Source organism: Dyella sp. A6 (assembly GCF_036320485.1).
GTDB classification, from domain to species: Bacteria; Pseudomonadota; Gammaproteobacteria; order Xanthomonadales; family Rhodanobacteraceae; genus Rhodanobacter_A; species Rhodanobacter_A aluminiiresistens.
The window spans coordinates 213,988-235,013 of record NZ_CP132911.1 but is presented as its reverse complement, the minus strand read 5'-3'; the positions used below and the strand labels follow the sequence as shown (position 1 = coordinate 235,013).

Here is a 21,026-nt window from a genome sequence, read left to right as displayed (position 1 = left end):
CAAAAAAAAGCGCCGCCGCATCCCGGGAATGCGACGGCGTTTTCAGTTCAGGGCTGCCGGGTCAGAAGCTGTACTTGACCGAGGCACCCACACCGTAATCGGGGCTGCCGTTGGCAAAGCCGCCGAGGACGTAGCTCTGCAGCCGCCAGCCACCGCCCAGCCGGTGATTCCAGTAGGCGGTCAGCTCGCTCTGCGGCCCGCCGTTGCTGGCGATCTTCTGACGGTAGTAGTAGTACGCACCGAAGTCGTCGTTGCGGCTGAACCGGTAGTCCATGCCGACGTTGGCGTTGGCGCCGTTCTTCAGCCGGATGTACTGCGAGCTGCCGTACTTCATCCAGCCCACCCCGCCGAACGCGGTCCAGTCGCCCATGACCTTGTAGGTGTCGACCGAGAGACCGTAGTCGTCCTTGCCGGTGCCCAGCCCCTTGTTCTCGTCGGCGGTGCCGAACTTGATCTTGCCGGTCAGGTCCAGCCCGAAGCTATGGTCGGCACTGTGGTAGACCTCGTAACCCGCCGACGCGACCACGTCGCCCAGGCCCGAAGCCGAGCCGCTGGTGGTCGTCGTGGTGGTGCCGCCACCGGTTACCACCGTGTGGCCAAGACCGCGCCCGCGACCATGCGGGTTGCTGTTGACCACCTGGCCAACGCCGGGAATCACGTTGCCTGCGCCGGAAATGCTGATGTAGGGCACGGTCAGCTTCATGGTCCAGCGGTCGTTCTGGTATTCCGCCGTGAACGGCACTGACCAGATGTCGGTAGTGGTATCGGTGCCGTACTTGCCGCTGGTGTAGTTGGCACCGGTGGACAGGCTGAACTGGCCGTTGTCGGCCGCGTGTGCGGCTGGCGCGCCAATCAGCAGCAAGCCGCCGACCGCCACCCAGTAATGTTGGTTGCGCATGTCGAAAAGGTTCCTTGTGAAACGGGTACATCGCGGACCCGGCGCAACGCACCGGGCTCGCAGCTGCATTCAGGCCGCGGCATCAGCCGCCGGGGCGACCGGCGTGGCTGGGAATGTCAGGACGTTCCGGCAGATTGGGCCGGCTCGGGATGTCCGGCCGCGTCGGCCTGTTCGCGAAATCGGGGCGCTGGCTGAAATCAGGCCGGCCGCCGTGATCCGTGGCATCCGGATGGTTGGCCGCGATGTTCTTGGCGAAGTCGACCTTGGCAACCGCTTCGCCGTTCGCATGCGCACCCGCCGCACCGTGTCCGGCAGCATGCGGGGAACGCATCACGTCACCGAGCTTGAAGCCCATGCTGTTGGCGATCTGGCCCCAGCCTTCGCCGGCGGCACGTGCCGCGAGCACGCCATCGAGATTGATCGTGGTGCCGTCGGCCAGCACCAGGCTGCCGCCGTTCAGCGCTGCCTCGATCTCGGCTGGCGTCGGATCGGTGATGCCGGCCTTGCTGAGGCTGGCCTCGGCCAGCGACAGCGCGATGCGCACATTGCCGTAGCCAAGCTTGCCGGTGTCCGGCGTGAAGGTTGTCGCGGTTGTCGTGCCGCCGGTGGCGGTGCTGTCCAGCGTGACCGCCGTGCCGTCGCGCAGGCCCTGGACCAATGCCTGCGCATTGCTGTCAGAACCCGCGAATGTGGTGAATTGCGATCCCAGCCGCACGGTTTCCTGGCTGGTGGTACTGGTCTGAGCCAGCGCGGGTGCGCCAGCAAGAGCGCACAGTGTTGCGGCAGCGATCAGCCGTAGTGGTAATTGACGCATGTTCATCGAAGCTCTCCCCAAGCGATGGATGGGCTGCATGTTTGTCGAGCGAGCCTCGTGGATCCGTCACTTGCCCCCTGTTCTGTTCCGGCTCGGCCATGTCGCCAAACCGGGGCAGATTGCTCGCCGCCCATCATTCGCAAGCACTCGCGTCACCGCAAGGACTCGCAGGCCACCGGTTCAGCGAGAAGTCGGCTGAAAGTGTGCGCCAATGCCAGATTGTGGAGATTGCCCTGAAAGCTTGCGGGAAACTTACGCCAAACCCATGCGGACGGACAGTTTGCCGCGCGGGCGCGGCCCGCTCGACCGCAAGTCCGCGCGCAGACGACTCAGTCGCCGACGCACTGCCGGTGCCGGAAGCACCCGGTGAGGTGGTCGTTGACCATGCCTGTCGCCTGCATGAAGGCATAGCAGATGGTGCTTCCGACGAAACGGAAGCCGCGTTTCTTGAGGTCCTTGCTGATGCGGTCGGACAGCGGCGTGAAGGCCGGCACGTCCTGCGGTTCGCGCCACCGGTTGACGATCGGCCGGCCATCGACGAACGACCAGAAATACGCATCGAGGCTGCCGCACGCATCGATCACCTTCAGCGCAGCAGTAGCGTTGTCGCGCGCCGAGCCGACCTTCAACCGATTGCGCACGATGCCGGGATCGGCCAGCAGTTTTTCCAGCTCGCGATCCTTCATTGCCGCCACCCGGGCGATCTCGAAACCGTGGAACACTTCCCGGTAGCGCTCGCGCTTGGCCAGGATGGTGCGCCAGGAAAGGCCCGCCTGTGCGCCCTCCAGACAGAGGAATTCGAACAGCGCACGGTCATCGTGCAGCGGCACGCCCCATTCGTGGTCGTGGTAGTCGCACATCAGCGCGTCGCCGGCCGCGGCCCAATGGCATCGTTTCATGATCCGCTCCGGTTCCTTCCCGTGGAAACAATCGACGCATGCCTCACCATGGCAATGCGTCCAGATCGACATTGCCGCCCGTGAGCACCAGCCCCACGCGCCGGCCGGCGAATGCGTCGCGCCGCTTCAGCACCGCTGCCAGCACGGTGGCGCTGGACACTTCGACCACCTGCTTCAGCTCCTGCCACAGCAGGCGCATCGCCGCGATGGTCTCGGCATCGCTGACCGTGATCACCTCGACCCGGTGCGTACGCAGTGCATCGAGATTGCTGGGGCCCACCAGCGCACGCAGTCCGTCGCATAGGGTGTCCGGTGCCATGCTGTCGATACGCTGGCCCTGCGCTAGCGAGCGCGCCGCATCGTCCGCGCCCTGTGGCTCCGCACCGAACAGGGCCAGCGCCGGATCGAGCCCATGCGCCGCCACCGCCGTACCGGCGGCCAGTCCGCCGCCGCCGACCGGCGTGATCACCGCATCCAGCGCCGGTGCCTGTCGCAACAGCTCGAGCACGGCTGTGCCCTGTCCCGCCATCACCTGCGTATCGGCATAAGGGTGGACCAGTACGCCACCGGTCTGCGCCTGCACCTGCGCCGCCATGGCCTCGCGTGCCGCCTGGGTCGGCGCGCAGCGGTGCACGATGCCCCCGGCCCGCACGATGGCGTCGAGCTTGGCCTGCACGGCGCCTTCCGGCACCACCACGTGCGCCGGAATACCACGCGTGGCCGCGGCCATCGCCAGGGCATTGCCATGATTGCCGGAGGAATGCGTGACCACGCCACGCGCGGCCATCGCCTGGTCCAGCGACCACACCGCGTTGCAGGCGCCACGGAACTTGAAGGCACCACCACGCTGCAGGTTTTCGCACTTGAAGTGCAGCTCGGCACCGGCCAGCGCATCCAGCGTCGCACTGCGCCAAACCGGGGTCACGACGGCATGCGCGGCAATCCGCGCGGCCGCATCGCGTACCTGCGACAGGCTCGGCAAGGCGTCGACAGCGGTCATCGCGACTCGATCTCCACGCCGCAGCGGAAACTGCGCTCGGCACCCGGCTCCAGCCGGATCGCAGCGGCGCACTCCGGCCGGTTGAACGCATCGGCCATGCATTCCATCGGCTCCAGCGCCACGGCCCGGCGCACGCCGCGACTGATCGTGTCGGCGGTGAACGTATGCATCACGCCATGCTCCTGCCACACGGCGAGCCCAAAGCCGCTGGCCGGGTCGCGCAGGCGCGTGCGGATGCGGCCGTCCGGCCCGGCATCCAGATCGGTATAGCCCTGGTCCAGAATGCGGTCGCCGATCACCTGCGGTTCGCGAAAATCCAGTGCGGGCACATCATCCACCGGCACATACGCAGCATCGCCCGCCAGCGCGATGAGGTCGGCGGCGGTGCGGATCAGGGTCTGCCCCGGAACCTGCAGTTCCCAGGCATCGACGTCGGCGTCCGACACGCGGAAATACGGATGCCAGCCGAAGAAACACGGCGCCGCACTGTCACCCACATTGCGCATGCGCACGTCCAGAGTGAGGCCCGCATCGTCCAGGGAGTAGCTCACCGTCAGGTCGATCGCGTGCGGATAACCCACCTGCGGCCGGATCGCCGACGTCGTCAACACCACCCGGGCCGACGCATCGTCGGCCGTCAGTGCGGCCACGGCAAAATCCTCGCCGCGCACGAAACCGTGTCGGCTGGCCCGCGCCGAACCCTGCACGCCGGGCTGCAGATCCTCGGCCTGGCCGTCGAAACGGTAGCGCGCATCGGCGATGCGCCCGGCGAAGGGCGCCATGATCGCGAAACGCGAACCGGAGCGCGCCACGATTTCGGCGTCGTCGCGATAACCATCGGCGATATCGAACACGCCATTGCCGCGCGGCACCTCGAAGCGGACCAGCGCTGCGCCATGCATGGCGATGCTCACGCGTCGGCCCGTCTGATCGCCCAGTACCACCACCGGCTGCGTGCCCAGCAGGCCACGTTCCGCGAGATATCCACCCATCGGCTTTTTCCTGTGCATCACAGACTCCATGTTAGCCTGATCCGTCTCCCTTTCCCTGGTTCGAGATCATGAGTGCCCGCCCCGAAAACGCTCCCGTACCCACCCGCCTCGACGACTACCGCGCGCCCGCCTGGCGGGTCGACACGGTGGAACTGACGTTCGACCTGGGTATCGACAGCACCGAGGTCGTGGCGCGCCTTCACCTGCAGCGTGACCCTGCCCAGGACCAGCCGCTGCGACTGGATGGCGAAGGCCTCGAACTGCTCGCCATCGCCCTGGATGACCACCCGCTCGACGCCGGCGCCTACCGTTACGCCGAGAACGTGCTGGAAGTGGATGGCGCCCGGGACGGCAGCGTGCTGGAAACCCGCGTGCGCCTGAAGCCGGCCGAGAACACCGCGCTGGAAGGTCTGTACCTGTCCGGTTCGCGCGAAGCCGGCTTCCTGCTCACGCAGTGCGAGGCCGAGGGCTTCCGACACATCACCTTCTTCCCCGACCGGCCCGACGTGCTGGCGAAATTCACGGTGACCCTGCGCGCCGACCGCACCCGCTTCCCGGTACTGCTGGCCGGCGGCAACCCGGACGGCGCGGGCGAACTGGACGACGGCCGCCACTGGGCCCGCTTCGTCGACCCGCACCCCAGGCCAAGCTACCTGTTCGCCCTGGTCGCCGGCCGGCTGGAAAAACTCGAGCGCGACTATGTCACCGCCGACAAACGTGCGGTGAAACTGGTGATGTGGTCCGAACCGAACGTGATCGACCGCTGTCACTACGCGCTGGATGCGCTGGAACGCTCGATGCGCTGGGACGAGCAGACCTACGGACGCAATTACGACCTCGACGTGTTCCATGTCGTGGCCACCCATGACTTCAACATGGGCGCGATGGAGAACAAGGGTCTCAACATCTTCAACGCCAAGTACCTGCTGGCCGACCCCGATTCGACCACCGACGACGAGTACCGCGGGGTGGAAGCCGTGGTGGCGCACGAGTACTTCCACAACTGGAGCGGCAACCGCGTCACCTGCCGCGACTGGTTCCAGTTGTCGCTGAAGGAAGGCCTGACCGTGTTCCGCGAGCAGAGCTTCTCGGCCGACATGAATTCGGCACCGCTCAAGCGCATCGAGGACGTGGCGCTGCTGCGCCGCGCCCAGTTCACCGAAGACGCCGGTCCGCTGGCTCACCCGGTGCGGCCGTCCGAATACCGCGAGATCAACAACTTCTACACCGCCACGGTGTATGAGAAGGGTTCCGAGCTGGTCCGCATGATCGCCGGCCGGCTGGGCCGCGAGGGCTTCCGTCGCGGCATGGACCGCTATTTCGAACGCAACGACGGCCGCGCCGCCACCATCGAGGACTTCCTCGATGCGCTGGGCAGCGCCAACGACATCGACCTTTCGCCCTACCTCGCCTGGTACGCGCAGGCCGGCACGCCGAGGCTGAAGGCCCATGGCCGTTACGACAGCAGCCGTCGCGAGTACACGCTGACCCTGTCCCAGCACACGCCCCCCACCCATGGGCAACCGCACAAGCAGCCGGTGCCGATCCCGGTCAAGCTGGCCCTGTTCGGCCAGGACGGACGCATGCTTGCGCTGCATCTGGATGGCCGTGCCGCCAGCCAGGGCAACGAAGCCGTGGTCATCCTCGACCGGGCCGAACAAGACTTCGTCTTCCGCGATGTCGACCAGCCGCCGGTACCATCCCTGCTGCGCGGATTTTCCGCACCCGTGATCCTGGAGTGCGACTACACGCCGAAAGCCCTGGCCCTGCTGCTGACCCACGACCCGGACGGCTTCAACCGCTGGGAGGCCGGCCAGCAACTGGCTGCGCTGGCTTTCGATGCCTTGCGCGACGGCACCGGCAACGCGGCGGTGGATGCATGGTGCGGGGCGCTCTCGGCTCTTTTCAGCGGGGAGTCGGTCGATGCGGCCCTGCTGGCCGATCTGCTGACGCCCCCCGGCGAGCTCGTACTGGCCGATCGACAGCTCGAGGCCGATCCGTCGCGTATCCACGAATTGCGGCGAGTGCTGCAGCAGCACCTGGCCCGGCGGCTCGGTGCCGAACCGCTGTACCAGCGCTACCGCACTCTGGCCGCACAGACCACCATTGATCTGGATGCCGCCAGCCAGGCCTCACGCCGACTCAAGCGCTGCGTGCTCGAGCTGCTGGCAATGGTCGATCCCGAACGAGCCTACATGCTGGCATCGAGCCAGTACGACCAGGCCCCAGGCATGACCGACCGGCTCGCCGCGCTTGGCGTGCTGGTACGCGCCCAGGCCCCCCAAGCCACGACGGCACTGGCCCATTTCCGTGCACGCTACGACGACAACGCGCTGGCGCTGGACAAATGGTTCATGGTGCAGGCGCAGATTCCGGGCGAACCTGCGCTGGAGCGGATCAAGGCGCTCGAGTCCGATCCGAAGTTCACGTTGAAGAATCCCAACCGCGCCCGTGCGTTGCTGGGCGTCTTCGCCAGCGCCAATCCCAGCGGTTTTCACCGTGCGGACGGCGCAGGCTATGTGTTTTTTGCCGAACGGCTGGCGCAACTGGACGCGCTGAATCCGCAGATTGCCGCACGTCTGGCCACGGCCTTCAATGGCTGGAAGCGGCTGGAGCCGGTACGTCGCGAAGCGGCCCGGCTGGCCATGGCCCATCTGCTCGCCCGTGGGGATCTCTCGCGCAACCTCGGTGAGATCCTAGGCAATATGCTGCAGGACTGAGCCCGACCGTACCTGCGGCATTGTCGGGGGTCGGCCGCGTCGCCGATCCCCATGATGCCCCCGACTCAGCTTGCCAGCTGCATCAGCTCTTCGCGCAGGTGGCTCATCTTGGCCTGCAGACGAGCAAGCAGCTGTTCCTGGCGGGCCATGTCGTGTTCGTTGAGGTAGTCCATGGCCATCTCGACCTTGCCGATTTCGATCAACAGATCGTGATGCATGTAACCCGGTGCGATTTCGTTCTGAAAGTCCATGACGATGCCTTTTTGCGTGGTTGTCCGTTGGTATCGGGACTGGAGCAACAGGCGTGCCAACAACGTGACGCGGATCACATTTCCTCCGGATTCCTAGTTCGCGCTGACACGCAGTGTCAGCAGCTGCCGCGATCCGGCACAAATTTACGCATCAGTCACTTCATGTTCACGCGACCGGGATGATGATCGAGTCACGCCACGGGGCAATCTTGGTTGCTCTGCGTCACCTTTCTACGGTTTCTGGCGTCCGGCACCACGGTCATCCTGGATTCCCCCTGTTCCTGAGACCGCCGGACGCCAGATCTCTATCTGGCCGCGCCATGCGCGGCCTTTTTATTGCCGGCGTGGCAGGGCCGCGGATGCCCGATACCCCAAACGCGATGCCCCAAAAAGACGACGGCGCCCCGGGATCATCCCGGAGCGCCGCCTTGCTTCCTTTCCCGGTACGCGATCGAACCCCTGTCCGTTCGACCTCGGCGCGCGTTGACTGCGCAGCGTCTGCCCGTGAAAGTGCACGGAAGATCAAGCACGAGACGTGCCATGACATCGTCGTGATCGTGCCGACACTTGCAGTGGGTTACCATAACGAATTGTTTTGAATGATATCCCGGCCGGATGTATCCACCCGGCCACCACTGCGTGCCTGCGAGCCATCCCATGCTCCACCCCACCCACTATGACGTGATCGTGATCGGCGGCGGCCATGCCGGCACCGAAGCCGCGCTGGCTGCGGCCCGGGCCGGTGCGCGCACCTTGCTGCTGAGCCACAACATCGAGACCATCGGCCAGATGAGCTGCAACCCGGCCATCGGCGGCATCGGCAAGGGCCACCTGGTCAAGGAAATCGATGCGCTGGGTGGTGCGATGGCCCATGCGGCGGATCGTGCGGGTATCCAGTGGCGCACCCTGAATGCGTCGAAGGGACCTGCCGTGCGTGCCACCCGCTGCCAGGCCGACCGCGCGCTGTACAAGGCTGCGATCCGCCACATTGTCGAATCGCAGCCGAATCTGGAACTCTTCCAGCAGGCGGCGGATGACCTGATCGTGCAGGGCGGACGCGTGACCGGCGTGGTGACGCAGATGGGCGTTTCCTTCCACGCCCGGTCCGTTGTGCTCACCGCCGGCACCTTCCTGGCCGGCAAGATCCATATCGGCCCGGCCCAATACGCTGGGGGCCGCGCGGGTGACCCGCCGGCCAGCACGCTGGCGCAGCGACTGCGCGAACTGCCCCTGGGTGCCGATCGTCTGAAGACCGGCACTCCGCCGCGCATCGACCGGCGCAGCATCGACTTCACCGGCCTGGAGGAGCAGCCCGGCGACGATCCGGCCCCGGTGTTCTCTTACCTGGGCTCGCGCGACACGCATCCGCCGCAGGTCAGCTGCTGGATCACCCATACCACCGCACGCACGCACGAGATCATCCAGGGCGCGCTGGACCGCTCGCCGTTGTTCACCGGACAGATCGAGGGCACCGGACCGCGCTATTGCCCGTCGATCGAAGACAAGGTGGTGCGTTTCGCCGACAAGGCTTCGCACCAGATCTTCATCGAGCCGGAAGGGCTGGACACCGTCGAGATCTATCCGAACGGCATCTCGACGTCGCTGCCGTTCGACGTGCAGATCGAAGTCGTGCAGTCCATTCCGGGCTTCGAACGCGCCCACATCACGCGCCCGGGCTACGCCATCGAATACGATTATTTCGATCCGCGCGGTCTCAACCCGTGGCTGGAAACCAAGGCTATCGCCGGGCTGTATTTCGCCGGCCAGATCAACGGCACCACCGGCTATGAAGAAGCCGCCGCACAAGGTCTGCTGGCCGGCTTGAACGCCGCACTCGCCGTGCAGGGCAAGGCGCCGTGGTATCCGCGCCGCGACGAAGCCTACCTGGGCGTGCTGGTGGACGACCTGACCAGTAATGGCACCATCGAGCCGTACCGCATGTTCACGTCGCGCGCCGAGTACCGGCTGCACCTGCGCGAGGACAACGCCGACCTGCGCCTCACCGAAAAGGGCTTCGAGCTGGGCGTGGTGCCGGCGACACGCTTCGACGCACTGCGCCATAAGCGCGATGCGGTGGAGCGCGAAACGCAACGCCTGGGCGGCCTGTGGGCCGCACCGGTCAACCCGCTCGGCGCCGCTGTGGAACGCCAGCTCGGCATCAGCCTGAGCCGCGAAACCAGTGGCCTGGACCTGCTGCGCCGGCCCGAGATCGGTTACGCCGCACTGACCGCCGTCGAGGGCTTCGCACCTGCGGTGGACCAGGAGGATGTGGCCGCACAGGTCGAGGTGCAGGTGAAGTATGCGGGCTATCTCGAACGCCAGCGCGAGGAAATCGAACGCCAGCGCCGCCACGAGCACACCGCGATTCCAACCGGCTTCGACTACGACAAGGTGCGTGGCCTGTCGGCCGAAGTACTCGCCAAGCTCAAGCGCAGCCTGCCCGCGACCATCGGTCAGGCCGCACGCATCAGCGGCGTTACGCCAGCGGCGATCTCCCTGCTGCTGGTTCACCTGAAGCGCCACGCCGCCTGAGCGGCAGCGCTGGCAGGCGTTCGGCACCGCGCTCGTGGCATCATGCACGCTCGACACCTATCAACAGGGGAGTGCGCAATGGAAGTCTGGATCGGTCGGAATGGTGAGCGACACGGACCCTACAAGGAAGACGAGGTGCGCCAATGGCTGCGCAGCGGACAAGTCAGCAGCGATGACCTGGGCTGGTATGACGGCCTGGCCGACTGGCAGCCCCTCTCGGTGCTGTTCCCGGGCGAGCGGCCGACTGAATCCAGCAGCAGCCAGAGCGTCGGTGCAGCACCCGCCCCTGCCGCCCTGCCGCGTGGCGGCACGGCAATACTGGAGGATCACGCCGGGTTCTGGCGGCGCTTCGGCGCATGGGTGATCGACTACCTGATCCTGCTGGTGCCGACGGCCGTCATTGCATCCTCGATGGGCGCCAGCGCGGCGTTCGAGCACCTGATGACCCAGATCCATGGCGGCACGGATCCGGCCGCAGCCGCGATGGTCTACAGCAAGGCCGTGCGCCCCGCCACCATGATCGCGCTGGTGATCGGCTTCCTCTACTACGCCATCTGCGAATCCTCCGCATGGCAGGCGACACCCGGGAAACTCGCGGTCGGCATGCGCGTCACCGACCTTGATGGCCGACGCATCAGCCTGGGCCGTAGCCTGGGTCGCAATGCGATCCGGCTCGTCAACATCGTGACCTTCCTGCTGCCGCTGATCTGCTACCTCACGGTGGCATGGAACGCGCGCAAGCAGGGCCTGCACGACATGATGGCTCGTACGCTGGTACTGAACGGCCGCGCCAGCGACTTCAAGGACAACGCGCAGGCATCCGGCAACACGGGTGACGGCAGCTCGTTCAACGCCTGACCCGATCGACCAAGCAAACGGCGCCGGCCATGACCGGCGCCGTTTGCTTTTCGGACCACATCCAGCCGACAGGCACTTGTTACCATTCGCCCCCCACCGCCGTTCCCGCGGTGAATCATCGCCAGGAATCGAATCAGCCTCATGCTCAGCATCGAACAACGCATTGCCCAGGACATCGCCGCCAAGCCCGAACAGGTGCACGCGGCGGTCGACCTGCTGGACGGCGGCGCCACCGTGCCGTTCATCGCGCGCTACCGCAAGGAAGTCACCGGCGGTCTCGACGACACCCAGTTGCGTCTGCTGGAAGAGCGCCTGCGCTACCTGCGCGAACTGGAAGAGCGGCGCGAGACGATCCTCGCCAGCATCGATGAGCAGGGCAAGCTGACCGATGCGCTGAAAAACGACATCCTCACCGCCGACACCAAGGCGCGACTGGAAGATCTGTACCTGCCGTACAAGCCCAAGCGTCGTACCAAGGCGCAGATCGCCCGGGAAGCCGGCCTGGAACCGCTGGCGCTGGGCCTGCGCGAAGACCCGTCACGCGATCCGGAAGGCTTCGCCGCCGACTTCGTCGACGCGGAAAAGGGTGTGACCGACGTGCGTGCCGCGCTCGATGGCGCGCGCGCCATCCTGATGGAATCGATCGCCGAAGACGCGCATCTGGTCGGCGAGCTGCGCGACTGGCTGTGGGACAAGGGCCAGATCCGCGCGAAGGTGGTCGAAGGCAAGGAGAACGAGGGCGCCAAGTTCCGTGACTACTTCGACCACGTCGAACCGATCGGCAAGATTCCCTCGCACCGCCTGCTGGCGCTGATGCGCGCGCGCAACGAAGGCGTGATCGAGCTTGAACTGGCTCCCGCGCTCGACCCCGACCAGGGTCATGCCGAGGGCGAAGGCCGCGTCGCCTCGCACGCCGGCATCGTCGACCGCGGTCGCGCCGCCGACGCCTGGCTGCGCGAGACGGTGCGCCTGACCTGGCGGGTGAAGCTGCACCTGCACCTCACGCTGGACCTGTTCGGCCGCGTGCGTGAAGGCGCCGAGGACGAGGCGATCCGCGTGTTCGGCGACAACCTGAAAGACCTGATGCTGGCCGCGCCGGCCGGCGCCAAGAGCGTGATGGGCCTGGACCCGGGCATCCGCACCGGCGTGAAGGTCGCCGTGGTGGACACGACCGGCAAGCTGGTCGCCACCGACACCATCTACCCGCACGAGCCGCGCCGGCAGTGGAACGAGTCGCTGGCCGCACTGGCACGCCTGTGCCAGAAGCACAATGTCGACCTGATCGCGATCGGCAACGGTACCGCCTCGCGCGAGACCGACAAGCTGGCCGGCGAACTGATCAAGGGCCTGGCCAAGAGCCATCCGGAGCACAAGCTGTCGAAGGTCGTGGTCAGCGAGGCAGGCGCCTCGGTGTACTCGGCCTCCGAAACCGCAGCCAAAGAATTCCCCAACCTCGACGTAAGCCTGCGCGGCGCCGTCTCCATCGCGCGCCGACTGCAGGACCCGCTGGCCGAGCTGGTGAAGATCGAACCCAAGGCGATCGGCGTGGGCCAGTACCAGCACGACGTCAACCAGGTGAAGCTGGCGCGCGCACTGGATGCCCGCGTCGAGGACTGCGTGAACGCAGTCGGCGTGGACGTGAACACCGCCTCGGCGGCCCTGCTCTCGCGCGTGGCCGGCCTCAGCACCTCGGTCGCCGAAAACGTGGTAAAGCATCGCGATGCCAATGGCCCGTTCGCCAACCGCAAGGCGCTGCTCAAGGTGCCGCGCCTGGGCGACAAGGCGTTCGAGCAGTGCGCCGGCTTCCTGCGCGTGCCCAACGGCGACAATCCGCTGGACGCCAGCGCGGTGCATCCGGAAGCCTATCCGGTGGTCGAACGGATCATCGCCCAGTGCGGTCGCGAGGTACGCAACATCATCGGCGACTCCGGCTTCCTGCGCGGCCTCAAGGCCGAGCAGTACACCGACGAGCAGTTCGGCGTGCCGACCGTGCGCGACATCCTCAAGGAACTGGAAAAGCCCGGCCGCGATCCGCGTCCCGAGTTCGTCGCACCGAGCTTCGCCGAGGGCGTGGAAGACGTGAAGGACCTGCGCCCCGGCATGATCCTCGAAGGTCGCGTGACCAACGTCGCCGCGTTCGGCGCCTTCGTCGACATCGGCGTTCATCAGGATGGTCTGGTCCATGTCTCGGCGCTCTCGCACACCTTCGTGAAGGATCCCCGCGATGCGGTGAAGGCCGGTGACATCGTCAAGGTCAAGGTGATGGAGGTGGACATTCCGCGCCAGCGCATCGGCCTGTCGATGCGACTGGACGACGAGCCGGGCCAGAGCCGCGGCCGCCAGGGCAACCAGGGTGGCGACGGCCGTCGCGACAACCGCGGCCCCCGTCCGGGCGGCAACCAGCCGAAGCCGTCCGCACCTCCGATCAACAGCGCGTTCGCCGACGCGCTGCTGCGCGCCAAGCAGCGCTGAGCGACCGCCACGAACGGGCTCTCGCCAAGTCATCTGACGAGGCAACCGCCAGCAGTGCCGCAGCTGGCGCACTCACCGCCAGGCCTTGGGCCCGAACGCCGATGCACGGATGCACCCCGTCCCTGCATCGGCGCGTCCGGCAGCCTGATCGGACAACCCACGATTCAAATCGGCCTATCCTTACGCTGCGGTGCAACGCAGCATGCGCTGACGTATGGATATGCATTAACGTAACCGCGTTCTAACAAAACCCATCCTCCAAGGAGTTCTGTTGCCATGCCTCGTACTTCCTATTTGGCCGGCGCTATCGTCGCTGCCCTGGTGTTCAGCGCCAGCGCCTCCGCGACCGATTTCAGCAAGATGGTGGTGTTCGGCGACAGCCTGAGTGATGCAGGCAATATCTCGCTGGCCACCAATCCAAGTGTGCAGCCGCCGCTGAAGTTCACGACCAACCCGGGCAATGTCGCCGTACAGAACATTGCCAACGACTTCAATTACACGCTGACCGCCTCGCTGGCTGGCGGTACCGATTACGCCTGGGGCGGCGCCGGCATCTTCAACAATTCGCCCGGCACGCCGAGCGGTGTGCCCACGATTACCGACCAGGTCAACAGCTACCTTGCTGGCGGCAGCGTGGACAGCAACGCGCTGTACTCGATCTGGGGCGGTGCCAACGACATTTTCTACAACGCCACGGCAGCCGGCGCAGCGGCCACTGCACAGCAGCTGATCAGCCAGACGATTTCGGCACAGGTCGCGCAGGCGATCGCCGCCAACCTGATTCCGAACAACTCCACCGCGATCGCGGCTTTCACCGCGCAGATCACGCCCACCGTGACCGCCCAGGTCACCGCCGCCGTCGCTGCCAAGGCCGGGGTCTCCAGCCTGGAAACCGCGGCACAGGCACAGGCCGCGGTCGCCGCGGCAGGCCAGCAGGAAGTGAAGCTGATCGGCGAACTGCAGGCGGCCGGCGTGAAGAACATCCTGGTCTTCAACCTGCCGAATATCGGCGTGACGCCGTCGGCCACGGCTCAGGGCGCCGCTGCCGCAGCCTCGCTCACCGGCCTCAGCCTGATCTACAACAACGAACTCAACAGCGGTCTGGCGATGCTTGGCAAGGGCATCATTCCGGTCAACACCTACGCCCTGATCAACGAAGTCATTGCCAACCCGACGGCCTTCGGCTTCACCAACGTCACCACCCCGGCGTGCGGTGCGGGGTCCAGCTCGGTCGAGTGCGGCCCAGCCGGTTCCGGTCTGCCGTACACCTACGCGGCCGGTACCAACAATACCTACCTGTTCGCCGACGGTGTGCATCCCACGACGGCCGCCGATTACATGCTGGCGGAATACGTGCAGGCTGAAATCGCCGCGCCGGGCTATGCCTCGCTGCTGGGGCAGGCCGCGCTGACCGACAGCACCATGGATACGCGAGCGATCCGCGACGAGATGACGGCCGACAGCACCGGCGCCGGCACCCGCACCTTCGCACGCCTCGACTACGCCCACCAGCGCTATGACGCGACCAACAATTCGCCGAAGACCACCAGTAACAATGCCAACCTGACGATCGGCGCGGATGCGCAGGTCAACGACAATCTGTCGATCGGCGTCGCCCTGGGCGTGTCGCACCAGAATGCCGGCTTCAGTGGTGGTGGCGGCTACTCGATGCAGGGCCTCACCGGCCTGGGCTACCTGACCTGGCATGCCGCGGGTGGCTACATCGGTGCCTACGGCAACTTCGGCCAGAATAACTTCTCGGACATCAATCGCCGCATCCAGCTGGGTGCCCTGCAGCGCAACGAATCAGCCAGCAAGGCAGACGGTTCGCACCTCGGCGGTGGTCTGAATGGCGGCTGGTGGTTCCATGTCAGCAGCCTGCGCACCGGCCCGTTCGCCAACATCGAGTGGGAAACCGCCAAGGTCAACGGCTATGCCGAAGACGGCAACGACAGCAGCGCCATGTGGTTCGGCCGCCAGCAGCGCGATGCGCTGATCAGCACGCTGGGCTGGCGCCTGGAAGGCACCTGGAAGGTCAATCAGGCCACGCTTTCGCCGTGCGTCTCGGTTGCCTGGAACCATGACAGCAAGGCCAAGCCGGAAATGATCACCGCGGGCCTGAACAGCATGAACGGCAGCTTCGAAATGCCGGGTTTCAACCCGGACAAGTCGTGGGGAACGGCCACCCTGGGTATTTCCGCCAAGTTCGATTCCAACATCACCACCTGGATCGGCTATAACGGCCGCTTCGCGGACAGCAGCCAGAAGTACAGCAGCGTCAACCTCGGATTCCGGGTCGGCTTCTAAGCCGACTAGCGGACTCCGCCCACAAAAAAGCCGTCCGCAATGCGGACGGCTTTTTCATGCACTGATCGCGTGCGTCAGGCGGGGCTTACTTGCCCTTGCCGCCCGTCACCATCTTCAGCATGTCGAGCGCCTGCTGCTTGAGGCTGCTGGCTTCGTCAGCGGAGAGCGGCGACACCTTGCCACCCACCACGTCCTGCTTGAGCACCAGCGTGCCATCATCGGCCCAGCCGGCGCGCTCGATCGACGTCGGCTTCGCGTTCTGGTCGGTCTTCTGCTGCTGCACCACGACCCACGGCTTGCCGGCCTTGAAGGCGAAGTCGGTATTGGTGAAGCCCTTCTTGCCGCGATCGGCACGCGCACGAATGAACTGTACCTGGTCGTTCTGGCGGAACACCTGCCAGGCGTAGGACACGTCCTTCTCGAGCTTCGTGCCGTTGCGGATCTGCATCGCACCGAGCTGTTCCTGCACGCTCTTGAATGCCGCCAGTTCCTTTTCGCCCGGCGTCTGCTGCGGCACCAGCTGGATCGACACGTTGGTCGTCGGGTTGTTCTTGGTCAGCACCGGTGCCTGCAGAGGCATTTCGTACTTGCGATCGCCATCGACCAGCTCGGCCTTGACCACGTAGAGGTCATGCGCCACCACGTCCGACGGGCTGAAGTCCAGCTCGAACGAGAGCGGGAAGGTGGTCGCCGGCGCGATGGTCTTGGTCGCCAGCGGCGCCGCACCCTGCTGAGACACGTCGACCAGACTGATGGTGAGCTTGTCGTTGGCCGACGGCTGGTCGTTGCCGCGGATCGTCACCGTGCCGCTCACGGAATGAGCTACCGGAGCCGGTGCCGCCGCCTGCTGCGACGACGAGCCCGAGGAATTGCAGCCGGCGAGCGCCAGCGAAACCACCGCCGCAAGCGGCCAAATCATCGTACGCATGGGAAAACCTCAATCTACGGTCAAGTCGGGGCGCGATCCTTGTCGGCACGATGGCCATCTTGGTTTCGCGGGGGAAGTCGATAGATTAAGCGAAAAACAGCCGAAAGCAAAATGTCAAGAAGTGCAGACCAATTTGACCGTAAACAACGGCGTCAAAGGCCCTCACCAAGCCATCGCTACCCGCTCGTCACGTCGGCCCAACTGACATCCGTGCGGAGCCGCACGACGAGCAGCCCATTTGCATGCCAGCCCACGCACGGACGCGTGCCCGGCATGCTTTCTCCAAGAAACTTGCGCGCTGGATTTCCTTCCAGCCGAATGTTCCTGCTGAACCATCACCTGGAATTTTCGACGCGCCAAGGTCTCGATCGATCCGCATGGATACACGCCTCATGCATGTCAACGTACGGCCCACCGCAACGTTTAACCTTGAACCGGATCGACATGACGCTGTCCAACCCACAGCTCTCAGCGATGCTGTGCGGCATGTACCGGCAATGCCCGAGCCAAGTACCGGCGGATGCCATTCGGTAAACTCGTCTGGATTGTCCGCGCACGTGATGATTTTCGCTGACCATGGAACATCGTATGAAAGCACCGAAGTATGCGATCCCCGAGTCTGCCGCGACCTTCGCCGATCGCATAAAGATGCTGATTCACAAGGTGGGCAGCGTGACCGAGATCGCACGAATGTGCGGCTTCTCCGAAGGCGTTGTGCGCAGCTGGCGTGACGGCCACACCGATCCGTCCCGCGCCCGCTGCGTCACGCTTGCCCGCACCCTGGGCATTTCTCTCGTATGGCTGGTTGCAGGCGAAGGCGCCATGCAGGCCGATAGTCTCGTGTCGCCATCGCCGGACGACCAGACCAGTGCCGAAACCCTGCACTCGCAAAGGCATCGGACCCGGCTGCACAGCGCCGCCAGCACGCTGCAGGCCAGTGGCCTGGCCATGGACCCGGACCGGCTCAATAGCGCGCTGAAAATCCTGCAGTCCGAACTGGACATCGGACAGAGCCAGCTTTCACTGGCCGACAATGCCGACTTGCTGGTCGAGCTTTACAGCATCCTCGGTCCGGCCGGCAAAGGCGTGGACACCAGCGCCATCGTGACATTCAATCACCGCTTGGCCGAGCGCATTCGCCACGCTCACTCGGCCACGGCCTGATAAACCTCTCCGCCAGCCCGTTCGTGCCGGTTGCCGCGCAACCGGCACGGTGTCCTCACAGTCTTGAAATATCGGCGACCGCGCCGAACTGGGCCCGCAGCTGGCCGAGCAGGGCGAGGCGATTGGCACGCACACGAGCATCGTCGGCGTTCACCATCACGCCTTCGAAAAACGCATCGACCGGCGCCTGCAGCAACGCCAACCGTGCCAGCGCTTCGGCATAGTCACCACGGCGCAGCGCCTGCGCGGTATCGCGATGCGCTGCGCCCAGCGCCTGCGCCAAAGCGAATTCGGCCGGCGACTCGAAAAAGCCCGGATCCACCACCCGCGACTCCGTTGCTGCCTCGTCATCGCCCTCGGCGCTTTTGCGCAGGATGTTCGCCACGCGCTTGTTGGCCGCGGCAAGATTGGCAGCCTCTGGCCGCTGGCCGAACGCGGCGACCGCGCGCAGGCGACGATCAAAGTCATACAGGCTGGCCGGTGCCACCGCGTGTACGGCCTCGAACTGCTCCACCGTGAACCCTCGCTCGGTGAAGTACCCGCGCAGGCGCTCGATCACGAAATCGTAGAGTGCACCGAGCAGTTCGGCGCGACGCGCACCCGCATCCAGCTCGGCCGGCTTGCCGTCCTTGCCCGGCTTGATGCCCGCGGCCAATGCGGCATCCGGCAGCAGGTCCAGCGACTCGGCGAACAGGGCTTTCAGGTCGAGGTCGAGCTTGCCCTCGATCAGGGTACGGGCCAGGCCAAGTGCTGCGCGGCGAAGCGCGAAGGGATCCTTGTTGCCGCTGGGTTTCATGCCCACGGCAAAGATGCCGGCAAGCGTGTCCAGACGTTCGGCGACGGCCAGCACGCGTGCCAGCCGGCCATCGGCAATCGAATCGCCCGAGTGACGGGGCTGGTAGTAGTGGTCCAGCGCATCGGCCACATCGTCGGCTTCGCCATGATGCCGTGCGTAGTAGCGGCCCATGACGCCCTGCAGCTCGGGAAACTCCCCGACCATGCGGGTCAGCAAGTCACACTTGCTCAGGGACGCCGCACGGGTGGCTGCGCCGGCATCGACGCCCACGCGATTGGCGATCACCCTCGCCAGCTCGGCCACGCGCACGCTCTTGTCCCATACGCTGCCCAGCGCCTGCTGGTAGGTGACGTTCTTGAGCTGCTCCTGGTAGTCCGCCAGCGGCGTCTTCAGGTCTTCGTCCCAGAAGAACTTGGCATCGGCGAAGCGCGGACGGATCACTCGCTCATAACCCTTGCGGATCTCCGCCGGGTCCTTCGACTCGATGTTGGCGATGCCGATGAAGTGCTCAGTGAGCTTGCCTGCGGCATCGAAGACCGGCACAAATTTCTGGTTGGTCTCCATGGTGGTGACCAGCGCCTCCGGCGGCACCGCGAGGAAGTCGCTATCGAAGGCACAGGCCACGGCCACCGGCCACTCGGTGAGGTTGGCGATTTCGTCGAGCAGGGCATCGTCCATGCGTGGCACGCCGTGGGTCTTCAGGCCAGCGCGGCTGATTTCCTCGCGAATGCGCTGGCGACGCTCAGCCGGATCGGCAAGCACCTTGGCGGCCCTGAGTGCGTCGAGCCAGCTGTCGGCATCCAGCACGTGTACCGGATTGGCATGCATGAAGCGATGACCCCGCGACTTGCGCCCGCTTTTCAGGCCAAGCACCTCGCCATCGATGATCGCATCACCGTGCAGCATCACCAGCCAGTGGACGGGGCGCACGAAGGTGTAGTCGTGGTCAGCCCAACGCATCGGACGCGGAATCGGCAGCCCTTTCAGCGCATCTTCCACGATGGCCGGCAGTAACGCGGCCAGCGACTGGCCGGGCTGGACGCTGCGATAGACGAACCAGGCACCCTTGTCGGTCTCTAGCTTTTCCAGCTGCTCGACGGCGACGCCGCAGGAGCTCGCGAAGCCCTGCAAGGCTTTGGATGGCTGTCCGTCGGCATCCAATCCGGCACTTGCCGCAGGGCCGCGGCGCTCGATCGCCTGCTCGGGCTGGGCCCTGGATACCTCCGGCACCAGCACGGCCAGACGACGCGGCGTGCAGTATGCAGTCGCCCTGTCCAGCGCAGCCTCGATACCGCGCTTGGCCAGGCCATCGCAGATGCCGCGCAGGAAGGCAGCAGACAGTTCGTCCAGCGCCTTCGGCGGCAGTTCCTCGGTGCCCAGCTCGATCAGCAGTGACTTGTCGGCGGCGCTCATGCGGCCTGCTCCTTGGACGTGTTCTTCAGGCCCGGAAAGCCGAGTTTCTCGCGCTGCGCCACATAGGTTTCGGCAACGCTGCGCGAAAGCGTACGCACGCGCAAGATGTAGCGCTGGCGCTCGGTCACGCTGATCGCGCGACGCGCATCCAGCAGGTTGAAGGTATGGCTGGCCTTCATCACCTGCTCATAGGCTGGCAGCGGCAGGCCCGCGGCAATCAGCTGGGTCGCGGTGGCTTCGCAGACGTCGAACCAGCGCAGCAGCTCGGGCACGTTGGCGTGTTCGAAGTTGTAGGTGCTCTGTTCCACCTCGTTCTGATGGAACACGTCGCCATAGGTCACCGTTCCATGCGGCCCCTGCGTCCAGACCAGGTCGTAGACGTTGTCCACGTTCTGCAGGTACATCGTCAGACGTTCCAGGCCATAGGTGATCTCACCGGTCACCGGCCGGCACTCCAGACCGCCGGCCTGCTGGAAATAGGTGAACTGGGTGACCTCCATGCCGTTCAGCCATACCTCCCAGCCCAGGCCCCAGGCGCCCAGGGTGGGGGACTCCCAGTTGTCTTCGACAAAGCGCAGATCGTGCACCTGCGGGTCCAGACCCAGTTCCTTCAGCGAGCCGATATACAGCTCCAGGATGTTCTCCGGATTCGGCTTCATGACAACCTGATACTGGTAGTAGTGCTGCAGCCGGTTGGGGTTCTCGCCGTAACGGCCATCGGTGGGCCGACGCGACGGCTGTACATAGGCGGCAGCCCACGGCTCCGGACCCAGCGATCGCAGGAACGTTGCCGGGTGGAATGTGCCCGCGCCGACCTCGGTGTCGAGCGGCTGCAGCAACACGCAGCCCTGTTCGCCCCAGTAGCGGTTGAGGGTCTGAATCACATCCTGGAAGGTAGGTGCGGACATGGCGTTCCGTGACCGTGGATAAAGCGCGTTAGTATAGCCCCAGCTTGGCTGCCCGCCGGCTGTCCGGCCCGAGC

General features: G+C 65.6%; 15 protein-coding genes. 6 read left to right on the top strand and 9 right to left on the bottom strand.

Features of this window, described 5'->3' with window-relative positions; all coding sequences use genetic code 11:
- Positions 1-61: 61 nt before the first annotated feature.
- The 5 genes from RA164_RS00940 to RA164_RS00920 form a co-directional block, all read right to left on the bottom strand.
- Positions 62-898 carry a transporter gene (locus tag RA164_RS00940; protein ID WP_329742115.1) on the bottom strand — a complete coding sequence of 279 codons (837 nt, stop codon included), beginning with the start codon at positions 896-898 and terminating at the stop codon, positions 62-64.
- Between the two features lie 82 nt (positions 899-980).
- Complete coding sequence (locus RA164_RS00935) at positions 981-1,718, bottom strand: hypothetical protein (protein ID WP_329742114.1); 738 nt, start codon at positions 1,716-1,718, stop codon at positions 981-983.
- A 323-nt stretch (positions 1,719-2,041) separates the two neighbouring features.
- Positions 2,042-2,611, bottom strand: a complete 570-nt coding sequence (locus RA164_RS00930) for a DNA-3-methyladenine glycosylase I (protein WP_329742113.1) — start codon at positions 2,609-2,611, stop codon at positions 2,042-2,044.
- A 43-nt stretch (positions 2,612-2,654) separates the two neighbouring features.
- Positions 2,655-3,611: a pyridoxal-phosphate dependent enzyme gene (locus RA164_RS00925; RefSeq protein WP_329742112.1), complete on the bottom strand. Its 957-nt coding sequence runs from the start codon at positions 3,609-3,611 to the stop codon at positions 2,655-2,657.
- Positions 3,608-4,621 (bottom strand): aldose 1-epimerase, encoded by a 1,014-nt coding sequence (locus RA164_RS00920; RefSeq protein ID WP_329742111.1) that lies wholly within the window; start codon positions 4,619-4,621, stop codon positions 3,608-3,610. The genes RA164_RS00925 and RA164_RS00920 overlap by 4 nt, the downstream gene beginning before the upstream one ends.
- Positions 4,622-4,671: 50 nt before the next feature.
- Here RA164_RS00920 and pepN point away from each other — a divergent pair, with 50 nt between their 5' ends.
- Positions 4,672-7,323 (top strand): aminopeptidase N, encoded by a 2,652-nt coding sequence (gene pepN, locus RA164_RS00915; RefSeq protein ID WP_329742110.1) that lies wholly within the window; start codon positions 4,672-4,674, stop codon positions 7,321-7,323.
- A gap of 65 nt (positions 7,324-7,388) precedes the next feature.
- Here pepN and RA164_RS00910 read toward each other — a convergent pair whose 3' ends face one another.
- Positions 7,389-7,574: a hypothetical protein gene (locus RA164_RS00910; RefSeq protein WP_329742109.1), complete on the bottom strand. Its 186-nt coding sequence runs from the start codon at positions 7,572-7,574 to the stop codon at positions 7,389-7,391.
- Positions 7,575-8,231: 657 nt separating this feature from the next.
- Between RA164_RS00910 and mnmG the strand changes: the two genes are divergently transcribed.
- The 4 genes from mnmG to RA164_RS00890 all read left to right on the top strand — a co-directional run bounded on the left by mnmG (position 8,232) and on the right by RA164_RS00890 (position 15,743).
- A complete protein-coding gene (gene mnmG / locus RA164_RS00905; protein WP_329742108.1) occupies positions 8,232-10,106 on the top strand; it encodes a tRNA uridine-5-carboxymethylaminomethyl(34) synthesis enzyme MnmG in 1,875 nt (624 codons plus the stop codon).
- 78 nt (positions 10,107-10,184) lie between these two features.
- The gene (locus RA164_RS00900) at positions 10,185-10,964 is read left to right on the top strand and encodes an RDD family protein (protein ID WP_329742107.1); all 780 of its coding nucleotides are present in this window, start codon (positions 10,185-10,187) and stop codon (positions 10,962-10,964) included.
- Positions 10,965-11,105: 141 nt separating this feature from the next.
- Positions 11,106-13,436, top strand: coding sequence for a Tex family protein (locus RA164_RS00895; protein ID WP_329742106.1), 2,331 nt, complete (start codon positions 11,106-11,108; stop codon positions 13,434-13,436).
- Positions 13,437-13,712: 276 nt separating this feature from the next.
- Positions 13,713-15,743: an autotransporter domain-containing protein gene (locus tag RA164_RS00890; protein ID WP_329742105.1), complete on the top strand. Its 2,031-nt coding sequence runs from the start codon at positions 13,713-13,715 to the stop codon at positions 15,741-15,743.
- An 85-nt stretch (positions 15,744-15,828) separates the two neighbouring features.
- Here the strand turns inward: RA164_RS00890 and RA164_RS00885 are convergent, their stop codons facing one another.
- The gene (locus RA164_RS00885; protein WP_329742104.1) at positions 15,829-16,671 is read right to left on the bottom strand and encodes a YbaY family lipoprotein; all 843 of its coding nucleotides are present in this window, start codon (positions 16,669-16,671) and stop codon (positions 15,829-15,831) included.
- Positions 16,672-17,259: 588 nt separating this feature from the next.
- On the opposite strand from RA164_RS00885, the gene RA164_RS00880 reads away from it, so the two are divergent.
- A complete protein-coding gene (locus RA164_RS00880) occupies positions 17,260-17,835 on the top strand; it encodes a helix-turn-helix domain-containing protein (protein ID WP_329742103.1) in 576 nt (191 codons plus the stop codon).
- Positions 17,836-17,890: 55 nt separating this feature from the next.
- Here RA164_RS00880 and glyS read toward each other — a convergent pair whose 3' ends face one another.
- The gene (gene glyS, locus RA164_RS00875; RefSeq protein WP_329742102.1) at positions 17,891-20,044 is read right to left on the bottom strand and encodes a glycine--tRNA ligase subunit beta; all 2,154 of its coding nucleotides are present in this window, start codon (positions 20,042-20,044) and stop codon (positions 17,891-17,893) included.
- Entirely contained in the window at positions 20,041-20,952 is a 912-nt protein-coding gene (gene glyQ / locus RA164_RS00870) for a glycine--tRNA ligase subunit alpha (RefSeq protein ID WP_329742101.1), read from the bottom strand. Before glyQ ends, glyS begins: the two co-directional genes overlap by 4 nt.
- Positions 20,953-21,026 lie beyond the last annotated feature (74 nt).